Origin of the sequence: Sulfurivermis fontis (genome assembly GCF_004001245.1) — a bacterium.
GTDB lineage: Bacteria > Pseudomonadota > Gammaproteobacteria > Thiohalomonadales > Thiohalomonadaceae > Sulfurivermis > Sulfurivermis fontis.
The window spans coordinates 2406821-2422306 of sequence record NZ_AP018724.1 but is presented as its reverse complement, the minus strand read 5'-3'; the positions used below and the strand labels follow the sequence as shown (position 1 = coordinate 2422306).

Annotated in this window: 15 protein-coding genes; 7 read left to right on the top strand and 8 right to left on the bottom strand. The window is 64.6% G+C overall.

Features of this window, described 5'->3' with window-relative positions; translation table 11 throughout:
- Positions 1–261 precede the first annotated feature (261 nt).
- Complete coding sequence (gene grxD / locus EP379_RS12225; protein WP_127478073.1) at positions 262–585, top strand: Grx4 family monothiol glutaredoxin; 324 nt, start codon at positions 262–264, stop codon at positions 583–585.
- Between the two features lie 217 nt (positions 586–802).
- On the opposite strand, the gene rnt is transcribed toward grxD, so the two are convergent.
- The 3 genes from rnt to EP379_RS12210 all read right to left on the bottom strand — a co-directional run bounded on the left by rnt (position 803) and on the right by EP379_RS12210 (position 3079).
- Positions 803–1429, bottom strand: a complete 627-nt coding sequence (rnt, locus tag EP379_RS12220) for a ribonuclease T (protein ID WP_127478918.1) — start codon at positions 1427–1429, stop codon at positions 803–805.
- Between the two features lie 166 nt (positions 1430–1595).
- Positions 1596–2630: a dihydroorotase gene (pyrC, locus tag EP379_RS12215; RefSeq protein ID WP_127478072.1), complete on the bottom strand. Its 1035-nt coding sequence runs from the start codon at positions 2628–2630 to the stop codon at positions 1596–1598.
- A gap of 119 nt (positions 2631–2749) precedes the next feature.
- Positions 2750–3079, bottom strand: a complete 330-nt coding sequence (locus EP379_RS12210; RefSeq protein ID WP_172600476.1) for a phage protein NinX family protein — start codon at positions 3077–3079, stop codon at positions 2750–2752.
- A 133-nt stretch (positions 3080–3212) separates the two neighbouring features.
- Here EP379_RS12210 and EP379_RS12205 point away from each other — a divergent pair, with 133 nt between their 5' ends.
- From EP379_RS12205 to EP379_RS12195, 3 genes are read left to right on the top strand one after another with little or no spacing between them, the layout of a single operon-like run.
- Complete coding sequence (locus tag EP379_RS12205; protein WP_232023907.1) at positions 3213–4679, top strand: TrkH family potassium uptake protein; 1467 nt, start codon at positions 3213–3215, stop codon at positions 4677–4679.
- Positions 4676–5344 carry a potassium channel family protein gene (locus EP379_RS12200; protein ID WP_127478069.1) on the top strand — a complete coding sequence of 223 codons (669 nt, stop codon included), beginning with the start codon at positions 4676–4678 and terminating at the stop codon, positions 5342–5344. The genes EP379_RS12205 and EP379_RS12200 overlap by 4 nt, the downstream gene beginning before the upstream one ends.
- 8 nt (positions 5345–5352) lie before the next feature.
- Positions 5353–5688: a DUF3301 domain-containing protein gene (locus tag EP379_RS12195; protein WP_232023906.1), complete on the top strand. Its 336-nt coding sequence runs from the start codon at positions 5353–5355 to the stop codon at positions 5686–5688.
- Positions 5689–5695: 7 nt separating this feature from the next.
- Here the strand turns inward: EP379_RS12195 and EP379_RS12190 are convergent, their stop codons facing one another.
- From EP379_RS12190 to EP379_RS12170, 5 genes are all read right to left on the bottom strand, one after another.
- Positions 5696–6085 (bottom strand): hypothetical protein, encoded by a 390-nt coding sequence (locus EP379_RS12190; protein ID WP_127478067.1) that lies wholly within the window; start codon positions 6083–6085, stop codon positions 5696–5698.
- A gap of 18 nt (positions 6086–6103) precedes the next feature.
- On the bottom strand, positions 6104–6838 hold the full coding sequence (locus tag EP379_RS12185) for a pirin family protein (RefSeq protein ID WP_127478066.1): 735 nt from the start codon (positions 6836–6838) through the stop codon (positions 6104–6106).
- A 63-nt stretch (positions 6839–6901) separates the two neighbouring features.
- Positions 6902–8143: a murein transglycosylase domain-containing protein gene (locus EP379_RS12180; RefSeq protein ID WP_127478065.1), complete on the bottom strand. Its 1242-nt coding sequence runs from the start codon at positions 8141–8143 to the stop codon at positions 6902–6904.
- A gap of 97 nt (positions 8144–8240) precedes the next feature.
- The gene (locus EP379_RS12175; protein ID WP_127478064.1) at positions 8241–9620 is read right to left on the bottom strand and encodes a class II fumarate hydratase; all 1380 of its coding nucleotides are present in this window, start codon (positions 9618–9620) and stop codon (positions 8241–8243) included.
- 4 nt (positions 9621–9624) lie between these two features.
- Positions 9625–10074 (bottom strand): hypothetical protein, encoded by a 450-nt coding sequence (locus tag EP379_RS12170; RefSeq protein ID WP_127478063.1) that lies wholly within the window; start codon positions 10072–10074, stop codon positions 9625–9627.
- Between the two features lie 274 nt (positions 10075–10348).
- On the opposite strand from EP379_RS12170, the gene pdhA reads away from it, so the two are divergent.
- From pdhA to EP379_RS12155, 3 genes are all read left to right on the top strand, one after another.
- Positions 10349–11341, top strand: coding sequence for a pyruvate dehydrogenase (acetyl-transferring) E1 component subunit alpha (pdhA, locus tag EP379_RS12165; protein WP_127478062.1), 993 nt, complete (start codon positions 10349–10351; stop codon positions 11339–11341).
- On the top strand, positions 11342–12325 hold the full coding sequence (locus tag EP379_RS12160) for an alpha-ketoacid dehydrogenase subunit beta (RefSeq protein ID WP_127478061.1): 984 nt from the start codon (positions 11342–11344) through the stop codon (positions 12323–12325).
- 88 nt (positions 12326–12413) lie between these two features.
- Positions 12414–15455, top strand: coding sequence for an FAD-dependent oxidoreductase (locus tag EP379_RS12155; RefSeq protein WP_127478060.1), 3042 nt, complete (start codon positions 12414–12416; stop codon positions 15453–15455).
- Positions 15456–15486 lie beyond the last annotated feature (31 nt).

Sequence of the window (15486 nt, the reverse complement as noted above, 5' to 3'; positions counted from 1 at the left end):
AAAAGTGTGATTTTCGCTCGGCTTCATTTTTCAACGACTTATCGTCGTTGAAAAATGGCGGCACATCCCTGTGCCGCGGAAGCTCTGAACTTAATTCAGAGCTTCCCTAGCCGGACTGCCGCGGCACTTACCTCCGGCGAGGTATTACCCCTGTATATGTCATGGTTGTTTGCTAGGCCGGGGTTGAACTCCCGGCCATAGTCCCCATGTTCAGCTACTGCCCCTGCGCGCTGCCGTTTTCAACAATGAGGTCATCAGCTTATGGACGTACTGGAACGTATCGATCAGCAAGTAAAGCAGAATCCCATCATCATCTATATGAAGGGCACGCCGCAGATGCCGCAGTGCGGCTTCTCCAGCCGTGCCGCCCAGGCCCTGTCCGCCTGTGGCGTCGAGTTTGCCTACGTCAACGTATTGATGGACCGCGAGATATTCGAGAACCTGCCGCGCTACGCCAACTGGCCGACCTTTCCGCAGATCTACATCAACGGCGAGTTGATCGGCGGCTGCGACATCACCCTGGAGTTGTACCAGAAGGGCGAACTGCAGAAGATGACGCAGGAAGCTGTGGCCAAGACGGCTTAGAAGCCGTTTCGAGTCGCGATCGGCGCAAAAAAGCCGGCTCCCATAGGGGGCCGGCTTTTTTTAAGGAAGGTCTGAATAAGTCCATCCTGGACTTCTCAGACCACGCCAAGCGAAAAGTGTGATTTTCGATTGGCTTCAATTTTCGACGAGTTATCGTCGTTGAAAAATGGCGGCACATCCCTGTGCCGCGGAAGCTCTGAACTTATTCTGAGCTTCCTTAAGACTCCCCGCCGAACTCCAGGGCGCGCCAGCGGTTGACGATGGTGCAGAACAGCTCGGCGGTGCGCTCGGCGTCATACAGGGCGGAATGGGCCTGGGTGGAGTCCCAGCTCAGGCCGGCGGCCTGTACTGCGCGGGCCAGCACGGTCTGGCCGAAGGCGAGGCCGGACAGGGTGACGGTGTCGAAGCTGCTGAAGGCGTGAAAGGGATTTTTCTTGATCTTGGTGCGCGCCACGGCGGCGTTGAGGAAGCCGAGGTCGAAAAACGGGTTATGGCCGACCAGGATGGCGCGGGTGCAGGCCTGTTCGCGTACCTCGCGGCGGATGGGTTCGAAGATCTTTTCCAGCGCCTCGCGCTCGGGCAGGGCCAGGCGCAGCGGGTGGTAGGGGTCGATGCCGGTGAAATCCAGTGCGCGCTGATCCAGGTTGGCGCCGACGAAGGGTTCGACATGGGCGTGGTGGGTTTCGTGCGGATAGATCAGGCCGGACTCGTCCATGCGCAGGGTGACCGCCGCGATCTCCAGCAGGGCGTCGGTCTGGGCGTTGAAGCCGGCGGTTTCCACGTCCACCACCACCGGCAGAAAACCGCGAAAGCGCCGGGCCAGGGCCGGTTTGTGTTCGGACATCGTCATGGGGGCGCAGGATACCCCAATTCGGCGCCGCGGCGCGACTGGAATGACAGCGGCTCAGTCCGCAAATGAACGCCAATAAACGCAAATCAGACGGGGCCGTCGCGCGTTAGTGGCGTCCAGTCGCGCTCATTTGCGGACCGATAACCGCTCGTCCGGGTGTTCAGCCCTGCAGCTTCCAGCCGATGGTCTCGCCGGCGCGCAGCGGCACCACCACGTCGTCACCGAAGGCGTAGCTGTCGGGCACGGTCCAGCTTTCCTTGCGCAGGGTGATGGTGTCCCGGTTATGCGGCAGGCCGTAGAAATCGGCGCCGTGGTGGCTGGCGAAGCCCTCCAGCCGTTCCAGCCGGCCGGCGCGCTCGAAGGCCTCGGCATACAGCTCGATGGCGGCATGGGCGCTGTAGATGCCGGCACAGCCGCAGGCGTTCTCCTTGGTCTTGCGCGCGTGGGGCGCGCTGTCGGTGCCGAGGAAGAACTTCGGGTTGCCCGAGGTCGCCACCTCCAGCAGCATCTCGCGGTGGCTCTCGCGTTTCAGCACCGGCAGGCAGTAGTGGTGCGGGCGGATGCCGCCGGCCAGCATGGCGTTGCGGTTCATCAGCAGGTGTTGCGGGGTGAGGGTGGCGCCGACATTGGGACCGGCGCCGAGCACGAAGCGCGCGGCCTCGGCGGTGGTGATGTGTTCCACCACCAATTTCAGGTCGGGCATGCGCTCCAGCAGCGGGGCCAGCACGCGCTCCAGGAACACGCGCTCACGATCGAAGATGTCCACGTCGGCGTCGGTGACTTCGCCGTGCACTAGAAAAGGCAGCTGCAGCTCGGCCATGGCGCGCAGCGCCGCCTCGCACTTGCGCAGGTCGGTGACACCGGAGTCGGAGTTGGTGGTGGCGCCGGCGGGATACAGCTTCACGGCGAACACTGCGCCGCTCTCCCTGGCGCGCTGGATCTCCTCCGGCGGTGTCATGTCGGTGAGGTACAGTGTCATCAGCGGTTGGAAGGTGCTACCCGCGGGCAGGGCGGCGAGCACACGCTCGCGGTAGGCCAGGGCCTGTGCCGTGGTGGTGACCGGCGGCTTGAGATTGGGCATAACGATGGCGCGGCCGAACTGCGCGGCGGTGTGTGGCAGCACGGCGGCAAGGGCGGCGCCGTCGCGCAGGTGCAGGTGCCAGTCGTCGGGGCGGGTCAGGGTCAGAGTGGTCATGGATGATCTTCAGTCAACGCTTCTTTTGCGGGGCGATAAAGATGCAAGAGGAAAGATACAAGAGAAGGTGGCCGCTGCACTCACGCCATCACTTTTAGCTTGCAACTTTCCGCATGTATCTATTCTTCTTCGGGCAGTTCGGCGCCGAACACCGAAATCACATAGGCGCGCATCGAGGCCTCCAACACGCTGCTGCCGTGGGCCAGGATGTCGGGGTCGATGGAGGCGGACCACTCCAGCGTACCTTCGGTGTCCCAGTTGAGGTCGATCTTCTGTTCCTCGATGATCGGGCCGCCCTGCGACCAATAGCGCGTGGGATTCCATTTGCGTGGCGGCAGGTTGTGGCCGGGGTTGTACAGCAGCGCGCCGTCCTGGCGAAAGACGGGTATCCCGCGCGCCTTGGCGACCCAGAAATCGAGTTGGTCTCCGCTGAGTTGGGCTGCCTGCATAGTGCCCCCGCTGGTATGGTGGATAGTGTTCATCATATCGGGCTGCGGTGGGTATTTCCATCGGCTGCCGGCTAAAATGCCTGTAACGGCAGTGACCGTATCGGTATCGCCTGCCAGAACTCGAGAAACCGCCTTGGCCCGTGACGACACAGTACTTGCCCTCAGTTATGCCGTGCGCCTGCCGGTGGTGCTGAAGTATCTGGGGCAGCTGTCGCTGGTCCTGGCCATCCTGACATTGCCGCCGCTGCTGGCGGCGCTGTGGTTCCAGGATTATGTGTTCGCCTGGCGTCTGCTGTCGCTCATCGTTCTGACCGGCGCGGTCGGTGCGATGTTGTCGCGCCTGCCGACCCCGGCACGTCTGCAAGTGAATGAGGCATTGGTGATCACCGCGCTGGCCTTTGCCGGCACTGCCGTGCTGATGACCTGGCCGTTGATGGCTGCGGGCATCGGATTTTCCGCCGCACTGTTCGAGGCGGTGTCTGCCGTCACCACCACCGGGTTGTCGACACTGGCCACGGTGGAGGACATGCCGCCGGCCTTTCTCTTTACCCGCGCCTGGATGCAGTGGTACGGCGGTCTCGGTATCGTGGTGCTCACCGTGGCCCTGCTGCTCGGCCACAGCCTCGCCTCTCACCATCTGGTCGATCCGGAACTGCGCGCCGAGAATATCGCCACTACCACGCGCCACTACGCGCGCCGCATGTTGCAGGTGTATGTGTTGCTGACCCTGGGGGGGCTGATGCTGCTGTTGTGGGTGAACATCGATTTGTTCACGGCGTTGACCCATGTGTTCGCAGCGGTATCCACCGGCGGCTTTTCCAATTTCGACGCCAGTCTGGCCGCGCTGCCGGCGGCGGCACAGTTGGTTGTTTCACTACTGTGCGTGACCGGTGCCGTGGCATTGCCTCTGTACTATGCCGGTTTCATGTGCGGGCCGGCCGAGGCCCTGCGCGACATGGAGCTGCGTGCGCTGGTGGTGTTGTCGCTGGTGATGGGGGTGGCCATGGCCTGGCTTCTGGCCGCCGACGGCATGCCGTGGCACGACGCGTTGTGGCATGGTTTGCTGCTCGGTATCTCCGCACAGACGACCGCCGGCTTTTTCTCCCTGGACCTGACCGGCATTGCAGCCGGTGGACAACTGCTGCTGATTCTCGCCATGCTCGGCGGCGGCAGCCTGGGTTCCACCGCCGGCGGCGTCAAGTTGTTGCGCCTGCTGATTCTGGCGCGCCTGCTGCAGATGACCTTGTGGCGCAGCCGTCTGGCCGAGCACGCGGTGCTGCAACCGCGCCTCGGCACGCGCCTGCTGGAGAGTGACGACATCGAACGGGCGCTGCTGCTGATCCTGCTGTTCCTGCTGGTGGTGATCGCCTCCTGGCTGCCGTTCGTGCTGCTGGGATATGAGCCGCTGGCGGCGCTGTTCGAGGTAGTGTCGGCTATCGGCACGGTGGGGCTGTCCAGCGGTCTCAGCGCCTCGGGGTTGCCGCCGCTGCTGCAGGCGGTACTGTGCTTCGATATGCTGGCAGGACGCGTGGAGATCGTGGCGCTGCTGGTGTTGCTGTTTCCCGGCACCTGGCTGGGCAAGAGGGCGGAGGTATCATGAGAGCGGTATTTATCGGTGCCAGTTCGCTGGCGGTGATGACAGCGCGCTTCCTGCTGCGCCGGCGCCATGAGGTGGTGATCATCGAGCGCAACAAGGAGCGCATCTCTGCCCTGGCCGGCGAGCTGGACTGCGGTTTTCTGCTCGGTGACGGCAGCAAGCCGGCCTTGCTGCGCGAGGCCGATCCGGCGCACACCGACTTTCTGTTCTGTCTCACCGGCAACGATCAGGCCAACATCCTCGCCTCGTTGGTGGGGCGTTCGCTGGGTTTTGCCCGTATCGTCACCAAGATCGATGACCCGGAGTTCGAGCACATCTGCATCGAACTGGGCCTGGAGGACATGATCATCCCCTCGCGCACCATCGGCCGCTATCTGGCCGATCTGTTCCAGGGCATGAACCTGCTCGACCTGTCCGGCGTCATCAAGGACGAGGCACGTATCTTCACCTTCGTGGCACGCCATGATGACGAAATGCCGATCGCCGATCTCAAACTCCCGGCGCGTAGCCGCATCATCTGCCTGTACCGTGGTGGCAAGTTCGTGCCACTGGAGGACGACAGCCGCCTGCGCGAAGACGATGAGGTGGTGCTGATCACTCATGCCGACAATCTGCCTGAACTGCATGAGCGCTGGGGCGTGCAGATGGAAACGGTGCGCAAACATTGATAGATGACTTGTGGCTTCTGCCGGCGCTGCTCGCGCTGATCTGGTTCTGGGTGGATTCGATGCGGGCGCGCGAAGCGGCACTGCGGGTGGTGCGTCGTGCCTGTGCCCGGCACGAGGTGCAGTTGCTGGATGAGACCGTGGCACTGGTGCGGCTGCGTCTCGGCCGTGATGCCTCCGGCCGCGTCGGCTGGCGCCGCCGTTTCCGTTTCGAATTCAGCAACGAAGGCGACAACCGCAGCAGCGGTGAGGTGGAACTGCTGGGACGGCAGGTGACGGCGCTGCATATGGAAATGGGGCCGTTCGTGCTGCATGAAATGGACACCGAGGAACCGGTGCGACACTGACCGCATCCTACGAGCCGCGGTCGCGCGGTGCGGCGCTGCCGGGCGGTTCCAGCCGATCCAGCACGAAGTCGCGTATCCCCCACGGCACAGCGGCAGCCGCGGCACTGAAGCGCCGGGCGACTGCGGCGGCGTCGAAGTGGCCGTCGGTGACGTAGATTGGTGTCATCTTGTGCCGGCCGCTGCGCTGCTCGCCGTCATCGACGCGCAAATGGCTCAGGCCCTGGGCAGCGCGCCAGCGGAAGACATGCTCCTGCCGCTGCTTGTCGTAGCACAGGTCGAAGGCGATGATCGCCTCCTCTGCATCCAGCCATACGATCAGATCGAATTCGTTGTCGCTGAACCAGCGGCGGCGTGGCTCGGCGCCATGCTGACGTACCCTCGGCAACTCCTGCAGCATGTGGCCCTTTTCCTTTGTTCAATCCACGTAGGGACCGTTCTGCACGATGGGCTCGCCGTGTGGCTGGCCGCTGATGCAGATGAAGCGACACGGCGCGCTGGTGTAGACCGTGATGACCGAGGCCCCGGCGAGCAACAGTGCCGCTCCTGTCTCCAGGCGCTCATCCACCACTTCGGGCTCACCCGCCACCGCATAGATCAGGCCGGCATGATGCGCCGGCACGGCCAGGTGAAACTCGCCTTCCTGTTCCAGTTGCACGTCGTGATAGCTGACGGCGCTGTGCAGGTGGATCGGTGAGCCGGGGCCGATGACGGTGCGCACGCGGCCGCAGGACAGTTCCTGCAGCGGCAATTGTTGCGCCGCAATTGCCTGATAGGCCGGTGGCAGATCCTTGTGGATTTTCGCCATGTTGATCCACAGCTGGATGCCATGGGCGGTTTCCTCGCCGGCCGGTGCCTCGGAGTGGACGATGCCGCGGCCGGCGGTGAATACCTGCGCGCCGCCGGCCTGCACGATGCTGTCGTTGCCGAGGTTGTCGCGGTGGCGCATGGCGCCGTTCATCAGGTAGGTGACGGCCTCGAAACCGCGGTGCGGGTGCTCGGGGAAGCCGCCCCCGGGGTCGACGAAGAATTCATCCAGCAGGACGAAGGGATCGACGTGGCGCAGTCCGGCCACCGGAAACAGGCGCTTGACGTGCGCGCCGGCGCCCTCGTCCATGTCCACCGCGCGGTAATGCAGGGGATGCTCGGCCATGATGTCGGCTCCTGGCTGGGATAGTCAGGAGTATAGACCCGGCAGGTGCCGGGTCGCTGTTCATCAGTCGGACAGGACGACGTAGTCGCGGCGATAGCCCACCACCTTGGCCAGATAGTGGCGCGTTTCCTCGTAGGGCAAGTGGGCGCGCAGCCTTTCGTAAACCTGCGGCGGTTGCAGGCTGTTGATGGCGTTGACCGCCTCGACACGGTCGCGGGAGAAGGCCTTCAGCACGTTGCCGGGGCCGGTATTGTAGGCGGAGATGACGCAGTACTCGCGCGCGATCCGGTTCTGCACCATGTGCAACTGCTCGGTGTTCAGCACATTGAGATAGGCGACGCCGAGTTCGATGTTGTTTTCGGCATCGAACAGATAGTCCTTGCTCGGGATGCCGTCCTGGCCCTTCACCTTGCGATAGGCCTCGCGGCCGCCGCTGGTCGGCACCAGCTGCATCAGCCCGTAGGCTGGGGCATGGCTGACGGCGAAGGGATTGAAGTTGCTTTCCGTGCGGATCATCGCGTAGACCAGGCTCGGGCTGATCTTGTAGCGGGCGGCGTATTTCTCCACCAGCGGGCGGTATTTTTCCGCCTGTGCGCTGGAGAAGTTGCTCACCATCGGGATGGTGACATAGCGGGCCTGGCGTGTGCCGTCCTTGACCTCGACGCTGCGCTGTTTGGTGCCGGCGGCGATCAGGTGGGCGGCGAAGGCCTCGGCCTGCTGCGGCGTGCGCACCGGCTGATTGTTGTGATCGACGACCAGTTTGAGCAGATACGGATCGTGCTTGCTGGTCAGTTCGATCTCTTTGTCGCTGAACAGATCGACGGCACGCGGGTCGTCCGGCGTCAGCAGCGTGGTGACGATGGCATTCTTCAGCGCCCGGTTCGGTTTGTCCGTCTCCAGCGTTTCCACCGTGACGCTGCCGCGATCGAAATCGACGATGGCACGGCTCTGGTAGTTCTGGGTGTATTTGACGTAGTGCACGCGGTCGGGCAGGCGCGAGTCGCTGCCCCAGTTCTTGTTGACGTTGATCTGCAGCAGGTCCATCAGGCGATTGAAATCGCTCTGCACCTGGCGGATGTCCTGGGTCAGCAGGTGCGGGTTGTCCTTGTAGTCCTCGCGCCGGTCCTTCAGCTTCTGCTTCATGAACTCGCCGGCATCATCGCTGTCGGCGGCGTCGCGCAGCGTCCTGACCGTGCCGCTTTCCACGACCGAGAAGGCCTTGTCGGCGGTGTTGAGTGCGGAGTCCAGGGTCTTGCAGCCGGCCAGCGTGAACAGCGGCAGCAGGATGGCAATGGTCTTTCTCATGGTTCCCTCCAGGATGGCGACGGCGCGCGGCCGCGGCTGGAGGGATTAGAGCACTGTCGCGGCGATTTTCCAATCGGCCGGCGCGCGTGCGCTGAACTCAGCCGACACCACCCTGTGTCAGGCGCGCCGGGTTGAGCAGGACACGCAGTTCGTCCTCGCTCAGGCCGGTTTCTTCCTTCGCCACGTCGAGGATCGGGCGGTTCTCTGTATACGCGCGCTTGGCGATGGCCGCGCCCTTTTCGTAGCCGATGACGCGGTTCAGCGCGGTGACCAGGATCGGGTTGCGATTGAGGGCGGCCTGCACGCCTTCGACGTTGACGGTGAAGTTGGCCATCGCCTTGTCGGCCAGCACCTGGCAGGCGCCCGTCAGCAGGTGCACGCTCTCCACCAGATTGCGCGCGATCATCGGCAGCATCACGTTGAGCTGGAAGTTGCCGTGCTGGCCGCCGACGCTGATGGCCACGTCGTTGCCCAGCACCTGGGCGCACACCATCATCACCGCCTCGGGGATCACCGGATTGACCTTGCCCGGCATGATCGAGCTGCCCGGCTGCAAGTCCTGCAGGCGGATATCGCCGATGCCGGCCAGCGGGCCGGAGTTCATCCAGCGCAGGTCGTTGGCGATCTTCATCAGGGATACGGCCAGGGTCTTGAGCTGGCCGCTCATCTCCACTGCCGCGTCCTGGCTCGACAGCCCTTCGAAATAATTGTCCATGCTGGTGAAGGCGACGCCGCTCAGGCGCGTCAGCGCGCTCGCCACGCGCGGGCCGAAGTCGGCCGGGGCGTTGATGCCGGTGCCGACGGCGGTGCCGCCCTGGACGATGGCGCGCAGGCGCGGCAGGCTGGCATGGAGGCGTTCGATGCCGTGGCGCAGTTGTGCCGCCCAGCCGGAGATCTCCTGGCCGAAGGTGACCGGCATGGCGTCCATCAGGTGGGTGCGGCCGGTCTTCACCACGTCCTTCAATTCTTCCGCGCGGCCTTCGGTGGTGACGGCGAGGTGTTCCAGCGCCGGCAGCAGGCGCTCCTCGATCTCCAGGCAGGCGGCGACGTGGATCGCCGTGGGGAACACGTCGTTGGAGCTCTGGCTCATGTTGACGTGATCGTTGGGGTGCACCTTGCCGCCGAGGCGCTGGGCGGCAAGGGTGGCGATCACCTCGTTGGCGTTCATGTTGGACGAGGTGCCGGAGCCGGTCTGGAAGATGTCGATGGGGAACTGGCTGTCGTGGCGGCCATCGGCCACGTCCTGTGCGGCGGCAATAATCACGGCGGCAAGCTTCTCGTCGAGCAGGCCGAGGTCACGGTTCACCTCGGCGCAGGCGGCCTTGATCAGGCCGAGGGCGCGGATCAGCGGGCGCGGCAGCGGCTGGCCGGAGATGGGAAAGTTGTCCACGGCGCGCTGGGTCTGCGCGCCGTACAGGGCATCGGCGGGGACTTGCACCTCGCCCATGCTGTCTTTTTCGATGCGGTAGTTGCTCATGATCTCATTCGGTCTTGCCCGGCCATGCCGGGGTCTGGGTCGCGGAGTGGTGTGGAGCGAGTGCCTCGGGCGGCAGCAGGCGCACATTGTGAACGAATTCCTCCACCTCGCGCCATTTGCCGTCGCTCTCCAGGTTCAGCACCACCTCCTTGTTCAGTACGTAGGTCTCGCCCTGGGTGCTCTTGATGGTCTCCTCGACCGTGAAGCGCATCCGCCCCGGACTGCACTGGCCCATCACCAGATTGTGGTAGGCGACGCGCAGCAGGCGGCGCTTTTCCATGTCGTTGCGCCGCCGCTTGGCCCACTCGCGGTATTCCAGAAAGCCGTCGCGGCTGATGCCCACCACCTGCAGGCGCCGGGAGATCAGGTCCAGGTGGGCGTCGATGTTGCTGGTGGCCACGGTATAGGCATAGGCCTTGAGCCACTGCTCGGCGATGTGTCGCATCTCCTCCATGAAGGGTTCCGTGCTAATTACCAGTAATTTTCTAAGCTATAGGAGTATATCGGATGCCGCGACCGTTTAATCACGTTGCCCCTGTGTGGGTATCGGGGCCGGCAAAATGATTTCCAGCTTATTATTCATGGGGTTGTTGATAACCTAGTGTTGTTGTCAACTTGACTGACCCCGGCGAAGCACTGATGATACCGGGCTTTCGGGGTGCCCGGTATCGGCCCCGTTCCGGCGCGGACAGGCACACCACAGCGAAACAACAGAACAAGGGAGCACCATGAACGCCGCAGATAAGAAACGCGTCCTGCGCGAAATGCTGTTTGCGCGGCGCTTTGAAGAGCGTTGCTACGAGGCCTACGTCGAACGCAAGATCGGCGGATTCCTGCATCTCTACCCCGGCCAGGAGGCCTGTGCCATCGGTGTGATGGAGGCGGCCCGGCCGGGTTACGACTATGTCATCACCGGCTACCGCGACCACATCCACGCCATCAAGTGCGGCGTCGACCCCAAGGCGGTGATGGCCGAGCTGTACGCCAAGGAGACCGGCTGCTGCAAGGGCCGCGGCGGCTCCATGCATCTGTTCGACGTATCGAAGCGTTTCATGGGTGGCTACGCCCTGGTGGGCGGGCCGTTCCCGCTGGCCGCCGGCATGGCCAAGGCGATCCAGATGAAGGGCGGCGACGAGATCGCCATCTGCTTCCTGGGCGACGCCGCCAACAACCAGGGTACCTTCCACGAAACCCTCAACATGGCGGCGGTGTGGAATCTGCCGGTGCTGTTCGTGTGCGAGAACAACCTGTACGGCATCGGTACGGCTACCCACCGCTCCACCGCCGTGACCGACCAATACAAACGTGCCTGCGCTTACGACATCACATCGAACCAGACCGACGGCCAGGACATTGAGAAGGTATATGCCGCGGCCAAGACCGCGGTGGACTATGTGCGTTCCGGTCAGGGGCCGTACTTCCTTGAACTTTGCACCTACCGTTACCGCGGCCACTCCATGTCCGACTCCGGCGCCTACCGCAGCAAGGAGGAGGTGGCGGAGTGGGGTAAGCGCGACCCGATCATCATCCTGCGCGATCGCCTGATCACCGCCGGCGAGCTCACCCAGGCCGATTACGAGGCCATGGACCAGGAAATCTTTGCCGAGATCGAAAACGAGATCATTCCCTATGCCGAGAACTCGCCGGAACCGAAGGTGGAAGAATTGGAGAAATATGTTCTTGCCGAGAACGATCCTTACGTGAAGGGAGGCGTGCGCTAAATGGCCGAGATGATGTACTGGGAAGCGATCCGTCGCGCCCACGATGAAGAGATGGCGCGCGATCCGCTGGTGATCGCCATGGGCGAGGACATCGGCGTGGCCGGCGGCACCTACAAGGCCACCAAGGGCCTGTATGACAAATACGGCCCGCAGCGCGTCATCGACACGCCGATCTCCGAAAACAGTTTCGTTGGTCTCGGTATCGGCGCGTCGTTCCTCGGCGTGCGCCCGATCATCGAGCTGATGTCGGTGAATTTCGCCTGGCTGGCGATGGACCAGATCTTCAACTCCGCCGCCAAGGTGCGCTACATGTCCGGCGGCCAGCTCGCAGCGCCGGTGGTGATCCGCTCGCCGGGCGGCACCGCCCACCAGCTCGGCGCGCAGCACTCGGCGCGTATGGAGAAGGTGTTCATGGGGATCGCCGGCCTGCGCGTGGTGACGCCGTCCAATCCGAAGCAGGCCTACGGTCTGCTGAAGAGCGCAGTGCGCTGCAACGACCCGGTGTTCATCAACGAACACGAGCTGATGTACAACATGAAGGGCGAGGTGCCGGACGGCGAATACTTCCATCCGCTGGAAGGCTCCGAGGTCACGCGCCAGGGCCGCGACGTCACCCTGTTCGGCTACAACATCTCCGTGCACTGGAGCATGCAGGCGGCCGAGATCCTGTCCAAGCAGCACGGCATCGAGGCCGAGGTGGTCGATCTCTACGCGCTGTCGCCGCTGGACCGCGCCGGCATCCGCGAGTCGGTGAGCAAGACCCACCGCGCGGTGATCGTCGAGGAGGCCGAGGCGCCGGTGGGCGTCGGCGCCGAGGTGATGGCGATCATCAACGAAGAATGCTTCTTCGAACTGGACGCCGCCCCGGTGCGCGTGTCGGCGAAGATGGTGCCGACGCCGTTCAACCATACACTGGAAAAGGCCTCCATCCCCAACGCCAGGGACGTCGTTGCCGCCGTCCTGAAAATGATCGGTGGCAAGTGACAAGTGGCAAGTAGCAAGTGGTTGGCGCGCGCAAGCGCGGCCTGTCTTGAGACTTGAAACTTGTAACTTGAAACCTGGAACTGATGCTATGTCCGAACCGTACATCATTAAAATGCCGCAGCTTTCCGACACCATGACCGAGGGTGTGGTGGTGAGCTGGGAGAAGAAGATCGGCGACAAGGTCAGCCGCGGCGACATCGTCGCCACGGTGGAGACCGACAAGGCGATCATGGATGTCGAGGTATTCCGCGACGGCTGGCTGTCCGGTCCGCTGGCGGCCATCGATTCCAGCGTGCCTGTGGGCGAGGCCATCGGTTATCTGGTGGAGGCGCCGGAGCTGGTGCAGCGCCACGGCGAGGTGGGCGAGGCGCCGCCGGCGAGCGCACGCGAGTTGCCGCGCAAGGTCGAGCTGGAACACGGCCCCGATGCCCGCGCCGGCGAACCGGCCGGCTGTGTGCACGTCATCAAGATGCCGCAGCTCTCCGACACCATGACCGAGGGCGTGGTGGTGAGCTGGGAGAAGAAGATAGGCGACAAGGTCAGCCGCGGCGACATCGTCGCCCAGGTGGAAACCGACAAGGCGATCATGGATGTCGAGGTATTCCGCGAGGGCTGGCTGTCCGGGCCGATGGTGGCGGCGGATTCGGTGGTGCAGGTCGGCCAGCCCATGGCCTATCTGGTGGAGAGCGCCGAGCAGGTGGTGCGCGACACCGCCGCGGCCAGCGCCGCGCCGGCGCGAAAGGCGGAACCGGCGGCGTCTGCTCCGGTCCCGGTGTCTGCCGCGGCGCCGCTTGCCTCTGTGCCCCCCGCGCCACGTCCGCACAACAAGACGGCCACGCCGCTGGCGCGCCAGCTCGCCGCCAGCCTGCACGTCAATCTCAACAACCTGAAGGGCAGCGGCCCGAGCGGCGAGATCACCGCCGACGACGTGCGCCGCGCCCAGCCCATCGAGCGTCCCACCGAAGTCGCCCCGGCGGTGCCGGCGCACGCGATGCCCGAGATCCAGGTGCCCGGCCACGGCCGTCCCATGACGGCGATGGAAAAGGCGGTCAGCCACTCCATGACCGCCTCGCTCACCATGCCGACCTTCCGCGTCAGCATGAACGCCAAGCCCGACGCCCTGCTCAAGGCGGCCAAGCGCAAGGGCGTGTCGGTGACCGTCGCCATCGCCAAGGCCTGCGCCGAGGCGATCCGCCATCACCCGAGCATCAACTGGGCCTACCAGCCGGTGGACAAGCTGGTAGAGCGCACGCAGGTGGACATCGGCATGGCCGTCTCCGCCGACGGCGGCGGCCTGGTGGTGCCGGTGCTGCGCCACTGCGAGGCACGTTCGCTGGAAGAACTGCACGAGGCCTGGAAGGGGCTAGTGGAACGGGCGCGCAAACGCCGCCTGGCGCCGGAAGAGTACGCCAACCCTACCTTTATGGTGTCCAATATGGGTATGCTCGGCGTTTCGTATTTCGACGCCATCCCGACGCCGGGCACCGCCGCGATCCTGGCCATCGCCGCCGCCGGTGCCGACGGCATGCCGCTCACCCTCACCGCCGACCATCGCGTGGTGAACGGCGCCGAGGTGGCGTTGTTCCTCAACACGCTGAAAAACAAAATAGAACAACCGGAGGAATGGATGGGATCACTGGGCCCGGCGATACCGGAGGGCAACTGGGATTATGACGTCGTCGTCATCGGCGGCGGCCCCGGCGGCGAAGACTGCGCCCGCGACCTGGCCGGCCACGGCCTCAAGGTGGCGATGATCAACGACGCGCCGTTCCCCGGCGGTGAATGCCTGTGGCGCGGCTGCATCCCCTCCAAGGCCTGGCGCGCCGCCGCCGATCGTCTGCGCGACCGCGGCGGAGACGCCCTGCTCGGCGTGGTCGGCACCGACAAGGCCAAACTCGATTGGGAGAAGCTGGAGCAGCATCGCCGCAGCGTGCTGGAGGAGCGCGGCAGCCTGGCGCTCAAGACCGACAAGGGCGTGAAGATCGACGTCATCCAGGGCTTCGCCTCCTTCGAAACCGACCACCGCCTGTTCGTCGATACCTCCGGCAACAGCGACGACCCGCACCACCGCGCCCGCCACGGCGACGGCAGCGCCGGCCGCCGGATCACCTTCGGCTGCGCCGTCATCGCCACCGGCGCGCCGCCCTTCGTGCCGCCGATCCCCGGCGCGCGCGAGGGCGTCGAGGCCGGCGGCGTGCTCACCTCCGACACCGTCTGGTCCCTGCCCAAGGTGCCCAAGCGCCTCGGCATCGTCGGCGGCGGCGCCATCGGCATGGAGATGGCGCAGATCTTCCAGGACTTCGGCAGCGAGGTGCTGCTGCTGGAACGCCACGAGCGCGTGCTGGCGGAAGTGGAACCGGAGATCGCCAGGACTCTCATCGCCGTGCTGGAGAACGACCCGCGCCTGACCATCGTCACCAATGCCGCCACCAAGGCGGTCAAGGGCAAGGCCGGCGCCATGACCCTGGTGTACGAAACCGCCGCGGGCGAACAGCGCTACAAGTGCGACTACGTGCTGATGGCCACCGGCAAGCGCCCGCTGCTGGAACCGCTCAAGCTCGACAACGCCGGCGTCGCGGTGGAGAACGGCGTCATCAAGGCCGACAGCCGCTGTCGCACCAGCGTACCGCACATCTACGCCGTGGGCGACGTCATCGGCGGCTACATGCTGGCCCACACTGCCGGCCAGCAGGGCCGCGTCGCCGCCGCCACCATCCTCGGCGAAGACATGCAGTACGACGAGACCAAGGACAGCGGCGTCATCTTCACCCGCCCCGAGGCCGGCTTCGTCGGCCTGTCCATGGACCAGGCCAAGGCCAGAGGCATCGACGCCGCCGAGGTGAAGGTCCCGCTCAACATCGACGCCAAGGCGATGATTACCGGCGAGACCCACGGCCTCATCAAGATCGTCGCCGACAAGGCGACCAACAAGATCATCGGCGTCCACCTGCTGGCCGACCACACCGACACCCTCATCGGCGAGGCGGTGATGATGGTCAGCGGCGGGATGACCCTGGAGCAGGTCGGCAACGCCATCCACCCGCACCCGACGCAGACCGAGCTGTTCGGTGAACTGGCCCGGAGGCTGCTGTCGCGGCTGCGCCGGAGCAAGGCGAAGAAGACTGCCTGACCCTGTTTACTCCCTCCCTGCTACGCGGGGA

Coding starts and splice junctions, on each gene's coding strand:
- EP379_RS12180 (WP_127478065.1), bottom strand. CDS start 8,143: ATGAGAAAGACCATTGCCATCCTGCTGCCGCTGTTCACGCTGGCCGGC.
- rnt (WP_127478918.1), bottom strand. CDS start 1,429: ATGTCCGAACACAAACCGGCCCTGGCCCGGCGCTTTCGCGGTTTTCTG.
- EP379_RS12170 (WP_127478063.1), bottom strand. CDS start 10,074: ATGGAGGAGATGCGACACATCGCCGAGCAGTGGCTCAAGGCCTATGCC.
- EP379_RS12155 (WP_127478060.1), top strand. CDS start 12,414: ATGTCCGAACCGTACATCATTAAAATGCCGCAGCTTTCCGACACCATG.
- pyrC (WP_127478072.1), bottom strand. CDS start 2,630: ATGACCACTCTGACCCTGACCCGCCCCGACGACTGGCACCTGCACCTG.
- pdhA (WP_127478062.1), top strand. CDS start 10,349: ATGAACGCCGCAGATAAGAAACGCGTCCTGCGCGAAATGCTGTTTGCG.
- grxD (WP_127478073.1), top strand. CDS start 262: ATGGACGTACTGGAACGTATCGATCAGCAAGTAAAGCAGAATCCCATC.
- EP379_RS12200 (WP_127478069.1), top strand. CDS start 4,676: ATGAGAGCGGTATTTATCGGTGCCAGTTCGCTGGCGGTGATGACAGCG.
- EP379_RS12185 (WP_127478066.1), bottom strand. CDS start 6,838: ATGGCCGAGCATCCCCTGCATTACCGCGCGGTGGACATGGACGAGGGC.
- EP379_RS12210 (WP_172600476.1), bottom strand. CDS start 3,079: ATGCAGGCAGCCCAACTCAGCGGAGACCAACTCGATTTCTGGGTCGCC.
- EP379_RS12160 (WP_127478061.1), top strand. CDS start 11,342: ATGGCCGAGATGATGTACTGGGAAGCGATCCGTCGCGCCCACGATGAA.
- EP379_RS12175 (WP_127478064.1), bottom strand. CDS start 9,620: ATGAGCAACTACCGCATCGAAAAAGACAGCATGGGCGAGGTGCAAGTC.
- EP379_RS12190 (WP_127478067.1), bottom strand. CDS start 6,085: ATGCTGCAGGAGTTGCCGAGGGTACGTCAGCATGGCGCCGAGCCACGC.